This is a genomic window from Solibacillus sp. FSL K6-1126, assembly GCF_038003445.1.
Taxonomy (GTDB): domain Bacteria; phylum Bacillota; class Bacilli; order Bacillales_A; family Planococcaceae; genus Solibacillus; species Solibacillus silvestris.
In genome coordinates, this window is record NZ_JBBOPD010000001.1 from 385139 (window position 1) to 402836 (window position 17698).

A 17698-nucleotide genomic window follows, 5' to 3' on the forward strand; every position below is an offset into this window, starting at 1 on the left:
ATGGTATATAAAACAAACATCCGTGCACCACGTGGTTCAGAGCTTTCATGTAAAGGTTGGACACAGGAAGCGGCAATGCGCATGCTGATGAACAATTTAGACCCGGAAGTAGCGGAAAATCCGGATGAGCTAGTCGTATATGGCGGCATCGGGAAGGCGGCACGTGATTGGGAAAGCTACGAAAAGCTCATTGCGACATTAAAAGAACTGGAAAATGATGAAACAATGATTGTGCAGTCAGGTAAACCGGTCGCAGTATTTAGAACACATGAAAATGCACCGCGCGTGCTGATCGCCAACTCAAATTTAGTGCCTGGCTGGGCGAACTGGGACCATTTCTATGAACTGGAAGAACGCAACTTAATGATGTACGGGCAAATGACGGCAGGCTCCTGGATTTATATTGGGGCACAGGGAATTCTCCAAGGAACATATTTAAGTTTTGTGGAAGCAGGGAAAAAGAAGTTTGGAACAGCCGACCTTCGTGGTAAGTGGATACTAACTGGTGGTATGGGTGGCATGAGTGGTGCCCAGCCATTAGCAGGAAAAATGGCGGGTGCGGTCATTTTAGTTGTTGAAGTGGACCGTGCGCGAATCGAACGAAAAATAAATGAAGGCTACTGTGATTACCTTGTCGAAACAGTAGATGAGGCGATAGAGCTTGTAAATAAGTTAACAGCCGCTAAAGAACCTGCGTCAATTGGTTTAGTAGGAAACTGTGCGGATATTAACCGTGAGCTGTTGAATCGTGGTTTGATTCCGGATTTTGTTACAGACCAGACATCTGCCCACGACCCGATTAATGGCTATATTCCAAACGGGATGACGTTGGAAGAAGCACTTCAACTGCGCAAAACGGATGTGAAAACATACGAACGCCGTGCAAAGGAAACGATGGCAGAGCATGTGCGAACAATGCTTGAATTCCAGCAGGCAGGAGCGGAAACATTTGACTACGGAAACAATATCCGCGCCTACGCAAAGGAAATGGGTGTGGAAAACGCTTTTGACTTCCCGGGATTTGTACCGGCATATATCCGCCCGTTATTCTGTGAAGGAAAAGGACCGTTCCGCTGGGCAGCACTGTCAGGTGACCCGGAGGATATTTACAAAACAGATGCTTTGGCAAAAGAAATGTTTGCTGAGGACACAGCATTAGTAAACTGGATTGATATGGCACAGAAAATGGTGAAATGGCAAGGATTACCTGCCCGTATTTGCTGGCTGGGGTATGGTGACCGCCACCGATTTGCACTAAGAGTGAACGAGATGGTTGCAAACGGTGAATTGAAAGCGCCGATTGTATTCGGCCGTGACCATTTGGACTCCGGATCAGTCGCTTCACCAAACCGTGAAACAGAGGGGATGCAGGACGGATCAGATGCTGTATCAGACTGGCCGTTATTGAATGCGCTCGTCAATACAGCAGGCGGTGCGAGCTGGGTGAGCATTCATCATGGTGGCGGTGTAGGAATGGGGTATTCCCAACATGCCGGCCAAGTACTTGTTGCTGACGGCACAAAGCTAGCAGCAGAAAAAATCAATCGCGTGCTTATTTCAGACCCGGGTATGGGGGTTGTACGCCATGCCGATGCAGGCTACGACATTGCAGTTCGCACAGCAAAAGAAAAAGGTATCAATATGCCGATGCTAAAAGGATGATGAACTTTGGCTATTTTAATAAACAATGCAAATGAAGTATTAACAATGGAAAGTGATATAAAATTACCTCGCCGTCGTGAGCAGATGAGCGAGCTCGGCCTGAAAACAGAGGTAAGTGTACTAATCGAAGGAGATCGCATCGCAATGATTGCGCCTCTTGATGAAATAAAACAGGAATATCCGCATCTAGTAGGTAGTGCCGAGGTAATTGATGCACGAGGGAAGATTGTGATGCCTGGACTTGTTGACTGTCATACACATTTAGTGCATGGGGGAACACGTGAACATGAGCTGAATATGCGTCTTGCCGGAAGGTCCTATATGGATATTATGAATGAAGGTGGCGGGATTCACTATACAACGACAAAAACACGTGAAGCGAGTTTTGATGGTTTATATAATAAAACCGTTCAGCACTTAAACGAGTTTTTGCGCCATGGCGTTACGACGGTTGAAGCGAAATCTGGCTATGGTCTTGATCTTGAAAACGAAATCAAACAGCTGTATGTTGTGAAAAAGCTGCAGGAAGAACATGCGGTGGATATTGTCTCGACTTTTATGGGCGCACATGCCGTTCCGAAAGAATATAAAGGCAATGAAGATGAATTCGTGAAAATTATAATAGAGCAGATGATTCCAAAAGTGGCGGAGTTAGGGCTAGCAGAATTCAATGATGTCTTTTGCGAAAAAGGAGTGTTCACACCTGCACAATCCCGTCTTATTTTGGAAGCAGGCAAAGCATACGGACTGATACCGAAAATCCATGCAGATGAAATCGAGCCATATGAAGGGGCGGAACTCGCTGCAGAAGTCGGTGCCATCTCCGCAGAGCATTTACTCGTTGCATCGGATGAAGGGATTGCTGCAATGGCAAAGGCAGGGACAATTGCAGTACTCTTGCCGGGAACCGCATTCTTTTTACGCGCACCGTATGCAAGAGGTCGCCTCATGGTTGATAGTGGTGTACCTGTAGCCATTTCAACGGACTTTAATCCAGGTTCGTCTCCGACAATCAGCTTGCCGTTCATTCAAAATCTGGCGTGCATGAACATGGGAATGACGATGGAAGAAGTGCTTTGTGCAACAACGATCAATGCTGCTCATGCGATAAAACGAGCAGATGAAGTCGGTACACTAGAAAAGGGTAAACAGGCAGATGTACTGATTTTAGACGTCCCGAATTATAAGCAGCTTCAATATTTTTACGGAATGAATCATACAGATACTGTAATTAAAGCAGGAGATGTCGTTGTGAAAGGTGGCAGCTTACTGTGAGCGAGTTTCTTGTAAGTCCGGCAACTACTTGGAATCGAGTGGAATCTGAAGACATGAAGGTAAAAGACTGGGTTGAACCAAGTTATGGGGAGCTTTCGGAATCCTTTGATGTGGTCATTACCGGGGTCCCACTGTCCCGTTCGTCAATCAGTGCTTCAGCAGCTTCGGAATATCCGGATTTTTTCCGCAAAAGCTGGAATCTGTTCACAACGTATTCGATTGATGAAGATGTAGATATTCGAGCACTTCGGATTGCTGATGTCGGCGATGTGAAAATGCACGGGACGAATATTTTGCAATGTCATGACAATATCGAACAGGCGATGACGGATGTATTGAATGGCTGTCCTGAAAGCTTCTATGTACAAATTGGCGGGGATCATTCGATTACTGCGCCTGTTGTGAGAGCATTTGCCAATTCTTCTGGGCAACGAATCGGTATTTTACAGTTCGATACCCATCTGGATTTACGGACAACAGAATCGGATGGCCCGACAAACGGTACACCAATCCGCCAGTTGCTTGATGCTGGTGTAGTGAAGGGCGAAGATGTGTACAACATCGGGCTGCACGGTTTTTACAATGCCCCGAGTCTCTTACGTGCTGCGGATCATTATGGGGTAAACCGCATTACATTAAAAGATTTCCGTCGTCGTGGCGCGGAGTCGGTAATAGCAAATGTAATGAAGGAGCTTTCTGAAAAAGTAGATGTAGTGTATGTGACAGTAGATATGGATGTACTTGATATTGCATATGCACCGGGAGTCCCTGCCTCTACACCAGGTGGCATGCGGACAGATGAGCTGTTTGATTTGCTGTATGAAGTGGGGAAATACGACAGCGTAAAAGGTATGGATTTCGTCTGTATTGACCCGCATCGTGATACGAAGGAACTGCAAACAGTAAAAGCCGGCGTATACGCGTTTTTAACAATGATGGTATCGAGGTTTGTTCATTTGAAGAAGTAATAAATTGGGCTGTTTGAAAAGTTTATACGCTTTTCGAACGGTCCATTTTTTATTAAGGAAGGCTTGTGTTTTCTAATAAGTTTGCGATTCTTTCTAATATCCGTGCCCAAGTGTCGAATAAAATGGCTATTTTCTAATAAAGCATACCGATTTTCTAATATTGTCCCCGATTTTCAAATATATGGTCCGAATTTGCAAATATCGTCCACCAGTTTTCTAATATATTCCGCTTTCTTCTAATAAAAGTTGACTGCCTCTGCCATACAGGAAAATTTATGAAACTTCTCCTTGCCCCAATCGTAAATAGTAACAATTATGTTCGCAAAAGGAGATTCGGCATGAAACGTAAAATCCTGTTCGCATTCATCGGGGCACTAATGTTACATATTCTATATTTTGCCGCACAGCTGTTAATCGGATTGATTCAAACTTTATTCTACAAACCGCAATTTGCACCGGATACAGTTGTGCTGCAATCCGAATTGACCTTCGGATTTGTTAACCAAGGATTTCCGACATTTCTGCTTGGCAGCTACATTGGGGTAGCGCTTCTTATATACGCTGTACTCAGTTTAAAAAGGAAAGGCGTGAACAGCATTGATTAAGGTTAACGGAAAGTATACAAACGCTAAAATTTATACGAATACACCACAGGAAGCGGCGATTCAGCAAATTGATGAACTCGTCAATCAGTCATTTATGGTAGGGACAAAAGTTCGAATAATGCCTGACTATCATGCCGGGAAAGGCTGTGTAATCGGCACAACGATTCAGCTGAATGACCGTGTCGTACCGAATCTCGTCGGTGTTGATGTAGGGTGTGGGGTGCTCGTTTCGGAAATCGGCAAAGACGCAATTGACTTTAATGAACTCGATACAGTAATCCGACGTTTCGTACCAAGTGGCAATGAAATCCATGAAACGGCGATAAAAATAAAGGACGCAGAGCGTTTTGAGAACGAAAACTTCATCGCACGCGGCTTGCAAAACGAGTATACAGGACGCTCGCTCGGTACATTGGGCGGCGGTAATCATTTTATTGAGCTTGCAAAAGATGAGACCGGTATTCATTATTTATTGATTCATACGGGCTCACGCTATGTCGGGGCAAAGGTGGCGAACTGGCATCAGAAGCGTGCATTCGAATCGTTGCAACGCGAAGATTTAACCGAAAGAATTGCAGCACTGAAAGAAGCCGGTAACAGCAAGGACATTCAGAAAATGATTAAAGCATATAAGAACGAAAATCCGGTTGTGCCAAAGGACTTAGCTTATTTAGAAGGTGATCTGTTCCAGGCTTATATTGCCGACATGAAACTGGCGCAGCGTTTTGCATATGAAAACCGTATGCATATTGCCAAGACAATCGCCGAACATATGAAGTGGGAGTTCGCGGAGCAGTTTGATTCCGTACACAACTACATTGATACGGATGCCATGATTTTACGTAAAGGGGCAGTGCGTGCGGCAAAGGATGAAAAACTCGTCATTCCGATGAATATGCGGGACGGTTCGCTTATTTGTATCGGAAAAGGGAATGTCGACTGGAATGAATTCGCCCCACATGGAGCAGGCCGCATTTACTCACGGACAGCCGCAATGAAAAACCTGTCGATGGATGATTTCAAACAGACGATGCAAGGAATTTGGACCACTTCGGTAAGTGAGGAAACGCTCGACGAAGCACCAATGGCCTATAAGCCGATGCAGGAAATTGTTGAGCAAATCGGAGAAACGGTGACAATCCAAAGGCACGTGACTCCGGTCTATAATTTCAAAGCTAGCGATAAATGGAAGAGATAGTGTATTGATCACTATATTAAATAGATAACTTTTAAAACGACAATGTAGCCACTTGGCGCCTTAATTATTCGGCGTCAAGTGGCTATTCGCTTTTGGCAGCATTCCGTATAACCTGAGCTCATTTTGCATATATTGCAGGAGTTTGCCAATTGTTAGAATTAAGAGAAAATTCTTATGCTATAATCATCTAAAGTAATAACTGCCAAAATAGGGGTAATAGCATATGGAAAGAAGCTCATTAAATTTTCGTTTTTTCAAGTACAATACGATTCTGGCCGCCATGATCTTATTAGTAAGTTTAGTTTCAACCTATTTTATTATTGGGGAAATCGTGGAAAAAGAAATAGGTGAGCGTGCACTTGGCGTAGCACAAGTCGCTGCGAAGCACCCGGATATTATAGAGGGACTGAAGCAACCCCAAACATCAGCAGAAATTCAAAAAATTGCATTGCAAATTCAGCAAAGTGTTAATGCCGAATATGTGGTCATTGGGGATGAAAAGGAAATCCGGTATGCCCACCCAGTAAAAGAACGAATCGGTCAAAAAATGGTTGGTGACGATAATGCTAAAGCGCTTATCGATGGAGAAGCTTACATATCAAATGCGGAAGGTACTTTAGGTAAAGCATTACGCGGCAAGGCACCTGTAAAAGATGAAAATGGGGAAATCATTGGTGTCGTTTCAGTTGGCTTTTTATTTGCCGATATCTTTTCAGCAAATATCATTTATTCCAAGTATTTAATCATAATATTTTTCATTACGATTGTTTTATCTATTATTCTTTCCACTTATTTTTCCAATAAAACAAAAGCACAATTATTGGATTACGAACCTCAGGAAATCGTTAAAATATTGTCCGAGCGAAATGCGATATTGGAATCGATTCGAGAAGGAATTATTATGGTTGATCGAGAAGGGACCATTACATTGATTAATCATTCTGCGAAGGCGATTTTAAGGAGCGGGGATTCTGAAATAGGCGAAAATATTAGTAAAGTAATTCCGAATACACATTTAATTAAAGTGATGGAATCCGGTCATGAACAATTAGACCGAATGATGACCATTAATGGTGTTAAAACATTAGTAAACCGTGTTCCGATTGTTAATAATGGCGAAGTAACCGGTGCGGTGTCCAGTTTTAGACCGTTTGAAGAAATTGATTTAGTTGCCAATGAGCTGTCACAAGTAAAACAGTATATCGAATCGTTACGGGCACAGACACATGAATACAATAACTTTTTATATACGATTTCAGGGTTGATTCAACTGAAGGAATATGATGAAGCCCTCTACTTGATTCATTCTGAGCGACTTGGGAATCATGCGTTAATATCCTTTTTAAACGAAAAAATACAAGATACGTTTATTTGCGGTCTTATCATCGGGTTTTATAATAGAGCGAAAGAATTAAAGGTTACGTTATTACTAGATGAAGATAGTTTTTGTGGGAAACTGGGTCAACATCTTGAAAAGCATTTACTTATTTCAGTCCTAGGGAATTTGGTAACAAATGCCTTTGAAGCAGTAGAGCATTTAGATGAAGAAGAACGTATCGTACGAATTTATATTTACGAGGATGAAAAAGAAGTCATTTGTGAAATTGAAGATTCAGGGAATGGAATCGATCAACAAGTGATCAACAATATATTTGAAAAAAAGCAGTCAACAAAAGACAAAGAGCATCGGGGTTATGGCTTGTTTATCGTCGATGAAAACCTGAGAAAATTAAATGGATCAATTGCAATTGAGAGTGGAGAATTGGGTGGGGCACTATTCATTTTTTCAATTCCAAAAGAGGGGTGAGTCGTATGGGGAATACAATTGAAGTACTAATCGTTGAAGATGATATGCGGATTGCTCAAATACATGAAAAGTTTCTTGAGCAAATTGATGGTTTTAAAACGATAGGAATGTCCCATACAATTGAAGAAGCAAAAATTTGGCTGGATACAATAAAGCCGGATTTGATTTTGCTGGATATTTACTTTGCCGATAACTTGGGGACAGAACTAATCGATTATATTAAGCAAAAGGATATGGATACCGATATTATTTTAATTACGGCAGCAGCGGAGGTTGAAATTGTAAAAAAGGCATATGCGAGCGGTGTGATTGATTTTTTATTAAAGCCTTTAACACTACAGCGTTTTAAAGAATGCCTTCTCAAATATAAAGAGAAAAAAACAATACTTAGCTCAACCGACCGCTTACAGGCTGAGGATATAAAAAAACTGTGGAATAACCTTACATATGCGAGTGAACTGGAAAAGGGAAGCAACCCTAAAGGCATTGATTCTGTTACAAAAGAAAAAGTGGTGACCTATATTCAAAATTGCGATGAAGGAATTACTGCTGAAAAACTTGGCAAAGAAATAGGGATCAGCAGAACTACAGCGAGGCGTTATTTGGAGCATCTAATGGATGAAAAAGTAATTTTTGTTGAGCATATTTATGGCTACGTCGGCAGACCAGAGCGCCGGTACTTTATAAAAAAATAACAAACAAGAGTATGTCGTAATAGGGACATGCTCTTTTTTATGTCGTGAACAATATGAACAATATAGACACTATGAAAATAAAAGACAATAGTTTCGTTATATATAAAAAAGACACAATATCCTTTTTAATTAAGATAACGCTTACATAACGCGTGAGACAGAAGGGGGACTATTTTTATGACAATGAAAAAGAAGCTGTTAACTTTATTTTCAGCAGCGGCGTTAACACTGACATTGGCAGCGTGTACTGATAGTGAGGGGACATCATCAGGCGATAAAGACTATCCAACAAGTAACTTAACAATCGTAGCGCCATCCGGGGCTGGCGGGGGATGGGATTTAACATCTCGTTCGATTGCAAAAGTTATGAATGAAACAAAATTAATCGAAAAACCGATAACAGTAGAAAACAAACCAGGTGGCGGTGGTGCCGTATTCATGGCAACATACGCGACAAAAGAAGCAAAAAACGACCATATGTTAATGGTAAAATCACCGCCGATTTTAATTAATAACTTAAAAGCTGAAGGGAATAGCCCTTACGGATATAAAGATACAACACCTTTAGCACAGCTAACGAAGGATTTTGGTGCAATTGTTGTTCGTGCTGACTCTCCTTACGAGTCGTTAACCGATTTATTGGATGCTATTAAGGCAGATCCAACAGCGCTTACAATGGCTGGCGGTTCCGCTCCAGGTTCAATGGACCACTTAGTTACAATTTTACCTGCATATGAATACGGCATTGATCCAAAAGCCGTAAAATATGTTTCTTATGACGGCGGCGGGGAAGCGATGGCCGCATTATTAGGGAATAATGCCGATGCGATCGGAACAGATATTTCAACTGTAACACCTTATGTGAAGAGCGGTGACGTTCGAGTATTGGCAGTTACATCACCGGAAAAGATAGCACTTGAAGGTTTGGAAGAAATCCCGACATTATATGACTTAGGGATTGAAGCAGAGTTCACAATTTGGCGCGGTATTTTCGGACCTAAAGATATGTCTGATACTGCAAAGGATTATTGGATCGAAAAACTAACAGAGTTAAACGATAAAGAGGAATGGAAAACAGAATTAGAGCGTAACGGCTGGGCTCAAGATTTCCGTGTAGGTGATGATTTCGTGAAATTCCTTGAAGAACAAGAAGGAACGATTACTGAAATTTTAACAGCTTTAGGTATGCAAAAATAATGAAACCTTGATGTGGGCAAATTTATTGCCCATATCTTCTTTATAGGAGGTGTACAACGATGAATTTAAAATTTGACCGTGTTGCTAGTGTTGTATTTTTAGTGCTAGGAATACTTATTATCGTCGAATCCCAAAAAATTTCTACAAGTGCGTACGGCTCTCAAATTGGCCCGAGTACATTTCCGTTTGGATTAGGAATCGCTCTAATTATATTAAGTATTTTACTATTTTTTGAAACGATTCGTCATCAGGCAATGTATAAAATTGCTGAAGATAAGGAAGGGGAGAGCTTCTCTAATTATAAGCGATTCCTGATTATTTTTATTTCAGCGGTTGCTTATGCATTTTTGCTTGAAAAACTAGGTTATTTAGTTACGACCTTTGCATTTTTATTAATCTCATTTCAAACACTTGAACGAGGAAAGTGGGTTAGCTCAATTATAGTGGCAGCCGCATTTTCAGCAATTATTTACTTCGGCTTCGTCAACGTATTAGGCGGATCATTGCCTAAATTCCCACTCTAAATAGAAAGGAGGAGCTAATTTGTCAACGATACAGTACTTATTAGATGGCTTTGCTATTGCTTTTCAATGGCATAATATTTTATTCGCATTATTAGGTGTAATTATTGGAACAGCTGTAGGCGTACTACCAGGAATCGGCCCAATGAGTGGGGTTGCATTATTAATTCCTGTTACGGCTACATTAACGTCAGGGTTACCAATAGAAATGGCTGCAACTAGTTCAATCATATTACTGGCGGGAGTATACTACGGTGCAATGTATGGTGGATCTACAACATCTATTTTATTAAATACACCAGGCGAATCTTCTTCAGTTGTTACGACGCTGGACGGATATCAAATGGCACGGCAAGGAAGAGCTGGAGCCGCTTTATCCATTGCGGCAATCGGGTCTTTTGTCGCAGGTATTATTGCGTTAATCGGATTGGTTTTATTAGCCCGACCATTATCTAAAGTAGCAATAAATTTTGGTCCGGCAGAATATTTTTCACTAATGCTGTTAGGATTGGCAGCGGTAAGTGGTTTAGCGGGTAAATCGATTACGAAGGCATTAATTATGACGGTTCTGGGCCTATTATTAGGAACGATTGGAATAGATGCTGTTTCAGGAATTGCCCGATTTACATATGACCAACCGGTTTTATTTAGTGGAATTGAATTTTTAACAGTTGCAGTAGGTTTATTTGCATTAGGTGAAGTATTTAAAACGATTTTTGAGAAGGATGGCAACGATGAACCTATCGCGAAAATTAATCGTATTTTACCTACAAAACAGGATTTAAAAGACAGCGCGGCACCAATTACACGTGGCTCATTCCTTGGTTTCTTTTTAGGGGTGCTACCAGGTGCAGGAGCGACGCTTGCTTCATTCTTTGCTTATATTACAGAAAAGAAAATCAGCAAAAACCCGGAATCGTTTGGTAAAGGAAACATTGCCGGGGTTGCTTCGCCGGAATCTGCAAATAATGCGGCGTCGGGTGGAGCGATGATTCCGCTTTTAACATTAGGAATCCCGGGATCAGGAACGACAGCTATATTAATGGGTGCGTTCATTATGTACAATATTCAGCCAGGTCCATTACTATTTGAGGAACATCCGGATGTAGCATGGGGATTAATCGCGAGTATGTTCCTTGGAAACTTAATGCTGCTTGTATTAAACATGCCGCTAGTTCGAGTTTTCGCTAAAATTATCCAAACTCCGAAAAGATTTTTACTGCCTATTATTATTGCCATTTCATTCTTTGGTGTATATGCAGTTCAGTATACAACATTTGATTTATTCTTATTATTAGGATGCGGAATTGCAGGTTATTTCTTTGCGAAAAATGATTTCCCTGTGGCCCCATTAGTTTTAGCGCTTGTGTTAGGACCAATGATTGAGAACAACATGCGTCGCGCATTAACAATTTCCAATGGAGAATACAGTATTTTCGTAGCAAAACCACTTTCATTAGTCTTTTTAATTATTGCAGTTTTATGGATACTGATTCCGATTCTTATGAAATTACGTGGGAAAAATGTAATTATTAATGAAGAAGGATGAGTTAAGCTACTAAGTGTTGTTGAACGAAGAGTTGCCGTCCGAATCCGGGCGGCTATTTTATTTGAAATAAATAAAGGGGAGTGCGTGAAATGAAAAGTGTACGTCAATACAAAGCAGGAACGGCAGATGTTTTAATTTTAGAGGATGTAGAAATACCTGCCATTCAAAAGGGAGAAGTATTAATACAGGGGCTATATACGAGTGTAAATTATGCAGATATTAAAACGCGCATGGGAAGTAAAGGTCAGAGTACATTTCCGATTACATTAGGCTTAGATATTGTAGGGCACGTCATCGAAAGTAAAAGTTCTGTATTTCAAAAAGGAGATTATGTTTTCGCATTCCCTAATGGGGGCTCTTATCAGCAAGTAGTAGCCGCGAAGGAATCATTAACCTTTAAAATTCCCGAAACAATCGATCCATTACAAGCCGCAGCACTTCCAACCGTGACAATATTATCTGAGATATTACTTAAACAAATTGGAGATGTACAAAAGGAAGATACAATTGTCGTACATAGCGCTGCTGGTGGTGTGGGGACAATGCTTGTGAAGTTGGCAAAACATTATGGTGTGTCAAAAATCATTGGAACTGTCGGTGATTTAAGTAAGAAAGATTATGTTCTGAGTATAGGTGCTGATGATGTGTTTACTTACGACAGCTTTGTAGATGGCGTTAAGCAACATACTAATGGTGAAGGGGCACAAGTGATTTTTGATTCGGTCGCTGGTGATGTTACAAAGGCAAGTCTTGAATGCTTAGCTAATTTTGGCACATTAGTGCAGTTTGGAAACAGTAGTGGAAAAGCTGGTGTAATATCAACAAGCGATGTGCACAATAGCTGCCGAAACATAAAAGGTTTCAGCTTAGGTACAACTCGTAAAGAAGCTCCTGCTCGACTCGCTCCTGTTGTTGAACGGATTATTCCATTGTTCGAAGGTGGAGAATTAAGCGTTCCAATTGCGCGAGTCTTTGATTTGGAGGAAGTTCAGGAGGCGCATCGCCTAATCGAAAGTAGAAAGCATCAAGGTAAGATTTTAATTCGCCTTATAAAAGATAAACATTATGAACAATTTTAGTCATATATGAAAAATACATGTTTTAACCGGTTGTTGTATTGTTGAGATTCCCTATCGAAGGCGCCAAAATGGGATTAGAAGGGGATGAAACAATGGCAACAACGACTACAGTATTGCATGAACGAATAGAATTCCTAACTTTATATAAAAAAGAAACAAAGCAGTCAGAAGAGTGGCTGAAAGAACGGAAGAAAGAGGCGCATCTTCCTGATTTCACTTTAACGACAGATGAGCTTACGCACGGTGCACGGGTTGCATGGCGCAACAGCAATAAATGTATCGGACGCCTGTTTTGGAATAGCTTAAATGTGTTTGATCAGCGCCATTTATTAAATGAGGTCGAAATTTATGAAGCGCTTCTACACCATATCGATTTTGCGACAAACAACGGAAAAATCAGACCTGCCATTACACTGTTTGACCCGAAACGTGTACGGGTGTGGAACCACCAGCTCATTCGCTATGCTGGCTATGAAACAGATGATGGGATTGTTGGAGATTCGGACTCGATTGAGTTTACGAAAATATGTGAAAATCTCGGTTGGCAAGGTGCACGTTCAAACTATGATGTTTTACCGCTTGTCATTCAAGTAGATAACCGGGAGCCAATGTTTTTTGAAATTCCTGAAAAGCATGTGCTGGAAGTAGCAATTACCCATCCGGATTATGATTTTTCAAAGTTAAATATGAAATGGTATGCAGTACCGATTATTTCGAGTATGCGTTTTAATATTGCGGGCGTTGATTTTCAGGCAGCGCCGTTTAACGGGTGGTATATGGGGACGGAAATCGGGGCGCGCAATTTGGCGGATACGTACCGCTATAATTTCCTGCCGAAAGTGGCGGAAGCAATGGGACTGGATACTGAAGTGAATGCGTCGCTTTGGAAGGACCGTGCACTCGTAGAACTGAATGTTGCGGTGCTGCATTCGTTTAAAAAAGCGGGCGTAAGTATTGTTGATCATCATACCGCTGCCCAGCAGTTTCAGCTGTTTCAAAAGCAGGAACATGCAAGCGGCCGGGAAGTAACAGGGAACTGGGTATGGCTTGTCCCGCCATTATCTCCTGCAACGACCGACCTGTATCATGAACCGATTGCCAACACGATTAAAAAACCAAACTACCTATACCAGCAGCAGCCATATTAAAAATAGGTGTGCAGAAAGCGAAAGCCTCTGCACACCTATTTCTTACCTTTTATTTAACATAATTTGAATCAATTCATCTCGATCGATTAAATAAACGTCATTGATGTCGGCAAGTTTTTCGGCCTGGCGTGTAAAATGACTGTTTGTGACAACCCATGCCTCTGTTGCTTCATACATTTTTACCGCACCGATAATTTCCTGTACCGCTTTTACACCGACAGTACCGGAATAGCGTTTTGCCTGGACTGCAATAATATCTTTTCCGTCCTTTAAAATAAGGTCGGCACCGTAGTCACCGCTCGTAGCGGTATAGCTCACTTTAAATCCGCGGCGCTTAAATAATTCGCCTAAAAATCTCTCAAAATCTTCACCGGTCATTTTATCGACTTCGCGAATGCCGGACTTCCGCAATTTCCTCGTCTTCAGCGATTTCAGCCAAATTTTAAACGCGATATATAGAACGAAATAAGCGACAATTCCCATACCGATGCCTTCAGATGTTTTCGTTACATAAAAACCAGCTGTACCAGCCGATGCGATGAAAAATAGCGGGATTACTGGCAGGCGTTTTTTATTCCGTCTTCTCTTTTTACGCAATAGTTCTGTACTCCTTTTATTTACTACGGTTATTATATCATAAAAGGGTACATACGTTTGGTTATATTGTACGATTGTCTGAGCTCATAAAGGAAGCCAAAAACAATAGAACAGAAATGAGAATGAACAGCACAATCGGGATTGTCCAGCTGTCCGTCAAATCATGTGCAAAGCCGAACAAAACTGGCCCGATTGCGGCAACAAAATAACCGATTGATTGTGCGAAGCCGGAAAGTTCAGCTGCATCATAGGCTGTCTTTGTGCGCAATGAAAACAGCATCAGTACTAAACCAAACGAAGCCCCTCCTGCAAAGCCTAATAAAATCATCCATACGACAGCAAGACTTGTCCATTCCATTAAGACACCAGTAAAACCGACTAAGTAACAAATCGTAAAGAAAATGACGATTGGACGTTGAGAAGCGATTTTCCCTGCAAGAATCGGAATAATAAATGTCATCGGAATTTGTGCAAACTGCATAACGGATACCATCCACCCGGCCGCTGTAGCATCAAGGCCCTGGCTAATGAAGATTTCCGGCAACCATGCAGACGAGCAGTAAAATATGAACGACTGGAATCCCATTGCTCCAGCGACTGCCCAGGCAAGCGGTGACCTCCACATTTGCGTTTTCTTAGTCTGCGATGTCGGCATATTTAATGCAATTTTTTCCTGGCGCAAAATCGGCAGCCAGATTAGTAATGTAAGAATCCCTAAAATAATTGTAATACCTGCTGCGATTTGCCATCCTGCGTTTGCCGCTATAGGATAACTGAAGCCTGCAGCAATTCCGGAAGAAATGTTCATTGAAACGGAATAAATCCCTGTTAATAATCCGATATGTAATGGGAATTTCCATTTGAAATAGCTAGGGATAAGAACATTCCCGAATGCAATTGCGACCCCGATTAATATTGTTCCTATAACGAGTAAAGACGTTGCCCCTAGCGAACGCAGTAAAATCCCTGCACAAAGTAAAATGACGGAATAAAATAATGTCCATTCAATCCCAAACTTACGGGCAATGCGTGGTGCAAATGGTGATACAACCGCAAAGGCAATTAAAGGAATGGTCGTTAAAAAGCCTGCAAGAAAGTTCGATATCCCAAGCCCTTCACGTATAAATGAAATAATCGGGCCGATCAATGTAATCGGTGTACGTAATGTGGTCGCAAATAAAAATACGGCTACCATAAAATAGATGAGCGGTCGGTTGGATAGTATTTTTTTGCTATTTTGATTTACTTGTTGTGTGTCCATTTTCGATTCTCCTTTTGTATGTTGATATATGTTAGAGTAGTGTGAATACTCATAAAAAACAGAATAAAGGTGAAGCCATTGCTATCAAAAAAATGTTATGTTAGACTTTTAATCATTGATTCAATTAAATTAAATAAAACATTACCTCATGTAAATTATGAGGTAGAGGTCGCAATCATTAAGACTAGTATAGCTGAGATTAGGAAGAATCGGTGAAGCTTTATGAAAGGAATGGTTGCCGAAGTGTTATTTTTCTTCTTGAAAATAATGCTGGGGCTGTTTCCGATAAGGAACAGAACTGTCACATGTGTGAGCATGTGTTGAGCTATCTTTCAAGTTTGATGAGGTGTAACTATAACCATCACAAAAACTTGTGGTGGTTTTTCTTTTACACTTCACCAACAAAACAAAAAGGGAGTTTTATATTCATGAGTGAGATTAAAATAGATCAGCTCGGTAATAATAACGGGTTGAAAAAAAGTTTAAAAAGTCGCCATGTAACGATGATTTCGCTTGGCGGAACGATCGGTACAGGTTTATTCTTAGCATCAGGTGGTGCGATTGCACAGGCGGGTCCTGGTGGGGCATTGCTCGCATATGCGCTGATCGGCGTTATGGTGTATTTCCTAATGACATCATTAGGGGAAATGGCTGCCTATATGCCAACATCCGGTTCGTTTAGTACGTATGCAACAAAATTTGTTGATCCGGCTTTAGGCTTTGCGCTTGGCTGGAACTATTGGTACAACTGGGCGATTACAATTGCAGCAGAAATTGCGGCCGTTTCGTTAATTATGAAATACTGGTTCCCGGACAGTTCTTCAATGTTATGGACCATTTTATTTATCGTAGTTGTTTTATCATTTAACTTAGCGTCTGTAAAAGCTTTCGGTGAAGCGGAATACTGGTTTGCGATGATTAAAGTTGCAACGGTAATTGTCTTCATCATTGTCAGCTTCTTAATGATTTTCGGAATTTTAGGCGGGAACGATCCGGTCGGCTTTACGAATTTCTTCAAAGATGATGCACCGTTTAATGGCGGTTTCCTTGCACTGTTCGGTATTTTCCTTGCAGCCGGTTTCTCATTCCAAGGTACGGAAATGCTTGGGGTAACGGCAGGGGAAACAGATGATCCAGGCAAAAACATTCCAAAAGCAGTTCGTTCAGTATTCTGGCGTATTCTGTTGTTTTACATTTTCGCAATCGGTGCAATCGGATTACTGATCCCGTATACGGATTCACGTCTTTTATCTGAAGATATTGCGACAAGTCCATTTACATTAGTATTTGAAAACCTAGGTGTGGCGTTTGCGGCATCTGTTATGAATGCCATTATCTTAACGGCTATGTTATCTGCAGGGAACTCAGGATTATATGCAGCTAGTCGTATGCTTTATCAGTTAGCGGTAGATGGAAAAGCACCGAAACTTTTCATGAAAGTAACATCGCGTGGTATTCCAATGTATGCACTTTTAGCTACATTAGCAGTCGGTTCGTTAGCATTCCTGGCATCCTTTTTCGGTGACGGTGTTGTCTACATTTGGCTGTTGAATGCGTCCGGTATGTCCGGGTTCATCGCTTGGCTCGGTATTGCCATCAGTCATTATCGCTTCCGCCGTGCATATGTCGCACAAGGACATTCATTGAGGGATTTACCGTATGTATCCAAATTCTTCCCATTCGGACCGCTATTCGCGTTTGCCCTATGTATGATTGTCGTGCTAGGTCAAAACTATATGGCATTTACGGGTGGAACAATTGACTGGTACGGTGTCGTCGTTTCATATATCGGCTTACCATTGTTTGCCGCTTTATGGTTTGGCTACAAATTTAAACATAAAACGAAAATCGTTCCTTTACAGGACTGCGACTTATCAAATAAATAATTAATTTCTGAAACGCAATGTGAGCTTATAGGCTTTCATTGCGTTTTTTGTTGTATTGAGGATTATTTGTCTTCAAGTGAGGAATATATAGGGGAAAGTGAGGATTAAGTGAGAGTGATTGAGTATTATGCTAGACTGATTGAGGACAACCAGTATATAACTGAGGATTAAATTTCCCGAGTACGATTGCTGCAACAGTGGTATTATAAAAGAAATAAAAAAATGAGTAACGCTGAAGAATAAGGAAGTG

15 protein-coding genes and 1 riboswitch are annotated in these 17698 nt (G+C 41.3%); of the genes, 13 read left to right on the plus strand and 2 right to left on the minus strand.

Annotation, left to right across the window (positions count from 1 at the left end):
• The 12 genes from hutU to MHH44_RS01955 all read left to right on the plus strand — a co-directional run bounded on the left by hutU (nucleotide 1) and on the right by MHH44_RS01955 (nucleotide 13704).
• Nucleotides 1–1662 carry a urocanate hydratase gene (gene hutU / locus MHH44_RS01900; protein WP_340734533.1) on the plus strand — a complete coding sequence of 554 codons (1662 nt, stop codon included), beginning with the start codon at nucleotides 1–3 and terminating at the stop codon, nucleotides 1660–1662.
• 45 nt (nucleotides 1663–1707) lie between these two features.
• The gene (hutI, locus tag MHH44_RS01905; protein ID WP_340799476.1) at nucleotides 1708–2937 is read left to right on the plus strand and encodes an imidazolonepropionase; all 1230 of its coding nucleotides are present in this window, start codon (nucleotides 1708–1710) and stop codon (nucleotides 2935–2937) included.
• Nucleotides 2934–3905 (plus strand): agmatinase family protein, encoded by a 972-nt coding sequence (locus MHH44_RS01910; protein ID WP_340797629.1) that lies wholly within the window; start codon nucleotides 2934–2936, stop codon nucleotides 3903–3905. The genes hutI and MHH44_RS01910 overlap by 4 nt, the downstream gene beginning before the upstream one ends.
• Before the next feature lie 338 nt (nucleotides 3906–4243).
• Nucleotides 4244–4510, plus strand: a complete 267-nt coding sequence (locus MHH44_RS01915; RefSeq protein WP_340797630.1) for a hypothetical protein — start codon at nucleotides 4244–4246, stop codon at nucleotides 4508–4510.
• Complete coding sequence (locus tag MHH44_RS01920) at nucleotides 4503–5708, plus strand: RtcB family protein (RefSeq protein WP_340797631.1); 1206 nt, start codon at nucleotides 4503–4505, stop codon at nucleotides 5706–5708. Before MHH44_RS01915 ends, MHH44_RS01920 begins: the two co-directional genes overlap by 8 nt.
• Nucleotides 5709–5931: 223 nt before the next feature.
• A complete protein-coding gene (locus MHH44_RS01925; protein WP_008407991.1) occupies nucleotides 5932–7515 on the plus strand; it encodes an ATP-binding protein in 1584 nt (527 codons plus the stop codon).
• A 5-nt stretch (nucleotides 7516–7520) separates the two neighbouring features.
• Nucleotides 7521–8210: a response regulator gene (locus MHH44_RS01930; protein WP_008407992.1), complete on the plus strand. Its 690-nt coding sequence runs from the start codon at nucleotides 7521–7523 to the stop codon at nucleotides 8208–8210.
• 177 nt (nucleotides 8211–8387) lie between these two features.
• Entirely contained in the window at nucleotides 8388–9407 is a 1020-nt protein-coding gene (locus MHH44_RS01935) for a tripartite tricarboxylate transporter substrate binding protein (RefSeq protein WP_008407993.1), read from the plus strand.
• Nucleotides 9408–9466: 59 nt separating this feature from the next.
• Nucleotides 9467–9931 carry a tripartite tricarboxylate transporter TctB family protein gene (locus tag MHH44_RS01940; protein WP_340797632.1) on the plus strand — a complete coding sequence of 155 codons (465 nt, stop codon included), beginning with the start codon at nucleotides 9467–9469 and terminating at the stop codon, nucleotides 9929–9931.
• A gap of 19 nt (nucleotides 9932–9950) precedes the next feature.
• Nucleotides 9951–11477: a tripartite tricarboxylate transporter permease gene (locus MHH44_RS01945; RefSeq protein ID WP_008407995.1), complete on the plus strand. Its 1527-nt coding sequence runs from the start codon at nucleotides 9951–9953 to the stop codon at nucleotides 11475–11477.
• A gap of 89 nt (nucleotides 11478–11566) precedes the next feature.
• Nucleotides 11567–12556 (plus strand): quinone oxidoreductase family protein, encoded by a 990-nt coding sequence (locus MHH44_RS01950; RefSeq protein WP_340797633.1) that lies wholly within the window; start codon nucleotides 11567–11569, stop codon nucleotides 12554–12556.
• A gap of 92 nt (nucleotides 12557–12648) precedes the next feature.
• Nucleotides 12649–13704: a nitric oxide synthase oxygenase gene (locus MHH44_RS01955; RefSeq protein ID WP_340797634.1), complete on the plus strand. Its 1056-nt coding sequence runs from the start codon at nucleotides 12649–12651 to the stop codon at nucleotides 13702–13704.
• Between the two features lie 42 nt (nucleotides 13705–13746).
• On the opposite strand, the gene MHH44_RS01960 is transcribed toward MHH44_RS01955, so the two are convergent.
• Nucleotides 13747–14301, minus strand: a complete 555-nt coding sequence (locus MHH44_RS01960; protein ID WP_340797635.1) for a restriction endonuclease — start codon at nucleotides 14299–14301, stop codon at nucleotides 13747–13749.
• 61 nt (nucleotides 14302–14362) lie between these two features.
• Nucleotides 14363–15562, minus strand: a complete 1200-nt coding sequence (locus tag MHH44_RS01965) for a CynX/NimT family MFS transporter (protein WP_008408001.1) — start codon at nucleotides 15560–15562, stop codon at nucleotides 14363–14365.
• Nucleotides 15563–15717: 155 nt separating this feature from the next.
• A riboswitch (Lysine riboswitch) is annotated at nucleotides 15718–15898 on the plus strand.
• A 92-nt stretch (nucleotides 15899–15990) separates the two neighbouring features.
• Between MHH44_RS01965 and MHH44_RS01970 the strand changes: the two genes are divergently transcribed.
• Complete coding sequence (locus MHH44_RS01970; RefSeq protein ID WP_340797636.1) at nucleotides 15991–17448, plus strand: amino acid permease; 1458 nt, start codon at nucleotides 15991–15993, stop codon at nucleotides 17446–17448.
• The last annotated feature ends 250 nt before the right edge of the window (nucleotides 17449–17698 follow it).

Coding starts and splice junctions, on each gene's coding strand:
- hutU (WP_340734533.1), top strand. CDS start 1: ATGGTATATAAAACAAACATCCGTGCACCACGTGGTTCAGAGCTTTCA.
- hutI (WP_340799476.1), top strand. CDS start 1,708: ATGGAAAGTGATATAAAATTACCTCGCCGTCGTGAGCAGATGAGCGAG.
- MHH44_RS01915 (WP_340797630.1), top strand. CDS start 4,244: ATGAAACGTAAAATCCTGTTCGCATTCATCGGGGCACTAATGTTACAT.
- MHH44_RS01925 (WP_008407991.1), top strand. CDS start 5,932: ATGGAAAGAAGCTCATTAAATTTTCGTTTTTTCAAGTACAATACGATT.
- MHH44_RS01930 (WP_008407992.1), top strand. CDS start 7,521: ATGGGGAATACAATTGAAGTACTAATCGTTGAAGATGATATGCGGATT.
- MHH44_RS01935 (WP_008407993.1), top strand. CDS start 8,388: ATGACAATGAAAAAGAAGCTGTTAACTTTATTTTCAGCAGCGGCGTTA.
- MHH44_RS01940 (WP_340797632.1), top strand. CDS start 9,467: ATGAATTTAAAATTTGACCGTGTTGCTAGTGTTGTATTTTTAGTGCTA.
- MHH44_RS01950 (WP_340797633.1), top strand. CDS start 11,567: ATGAAAAGTGTACGTCAATACAAAGCAGGAACGGCAGATGTTTTAATT.
- MHH44_RS01955 (WP_340797634.1), top strand. CDS start 12,649: ATGGCAACAACGACTACAGTATTGCATGAACGAATAGAATTCCTAACT.
- MHH44_RS01965 (WP_008408001.1), bottom strand. CDS start 15,562: ATGGACACACAACAAGTAAATCAAAATAGCAAAAAAATACTATCCAAC.
- MHH44_RS01970 (WP_340797636.1), top strand. CDS start 15,991: ATGAGTGAGATTAAAATAGATCAGCTCGGTAATAATAACGGGTTGAAA.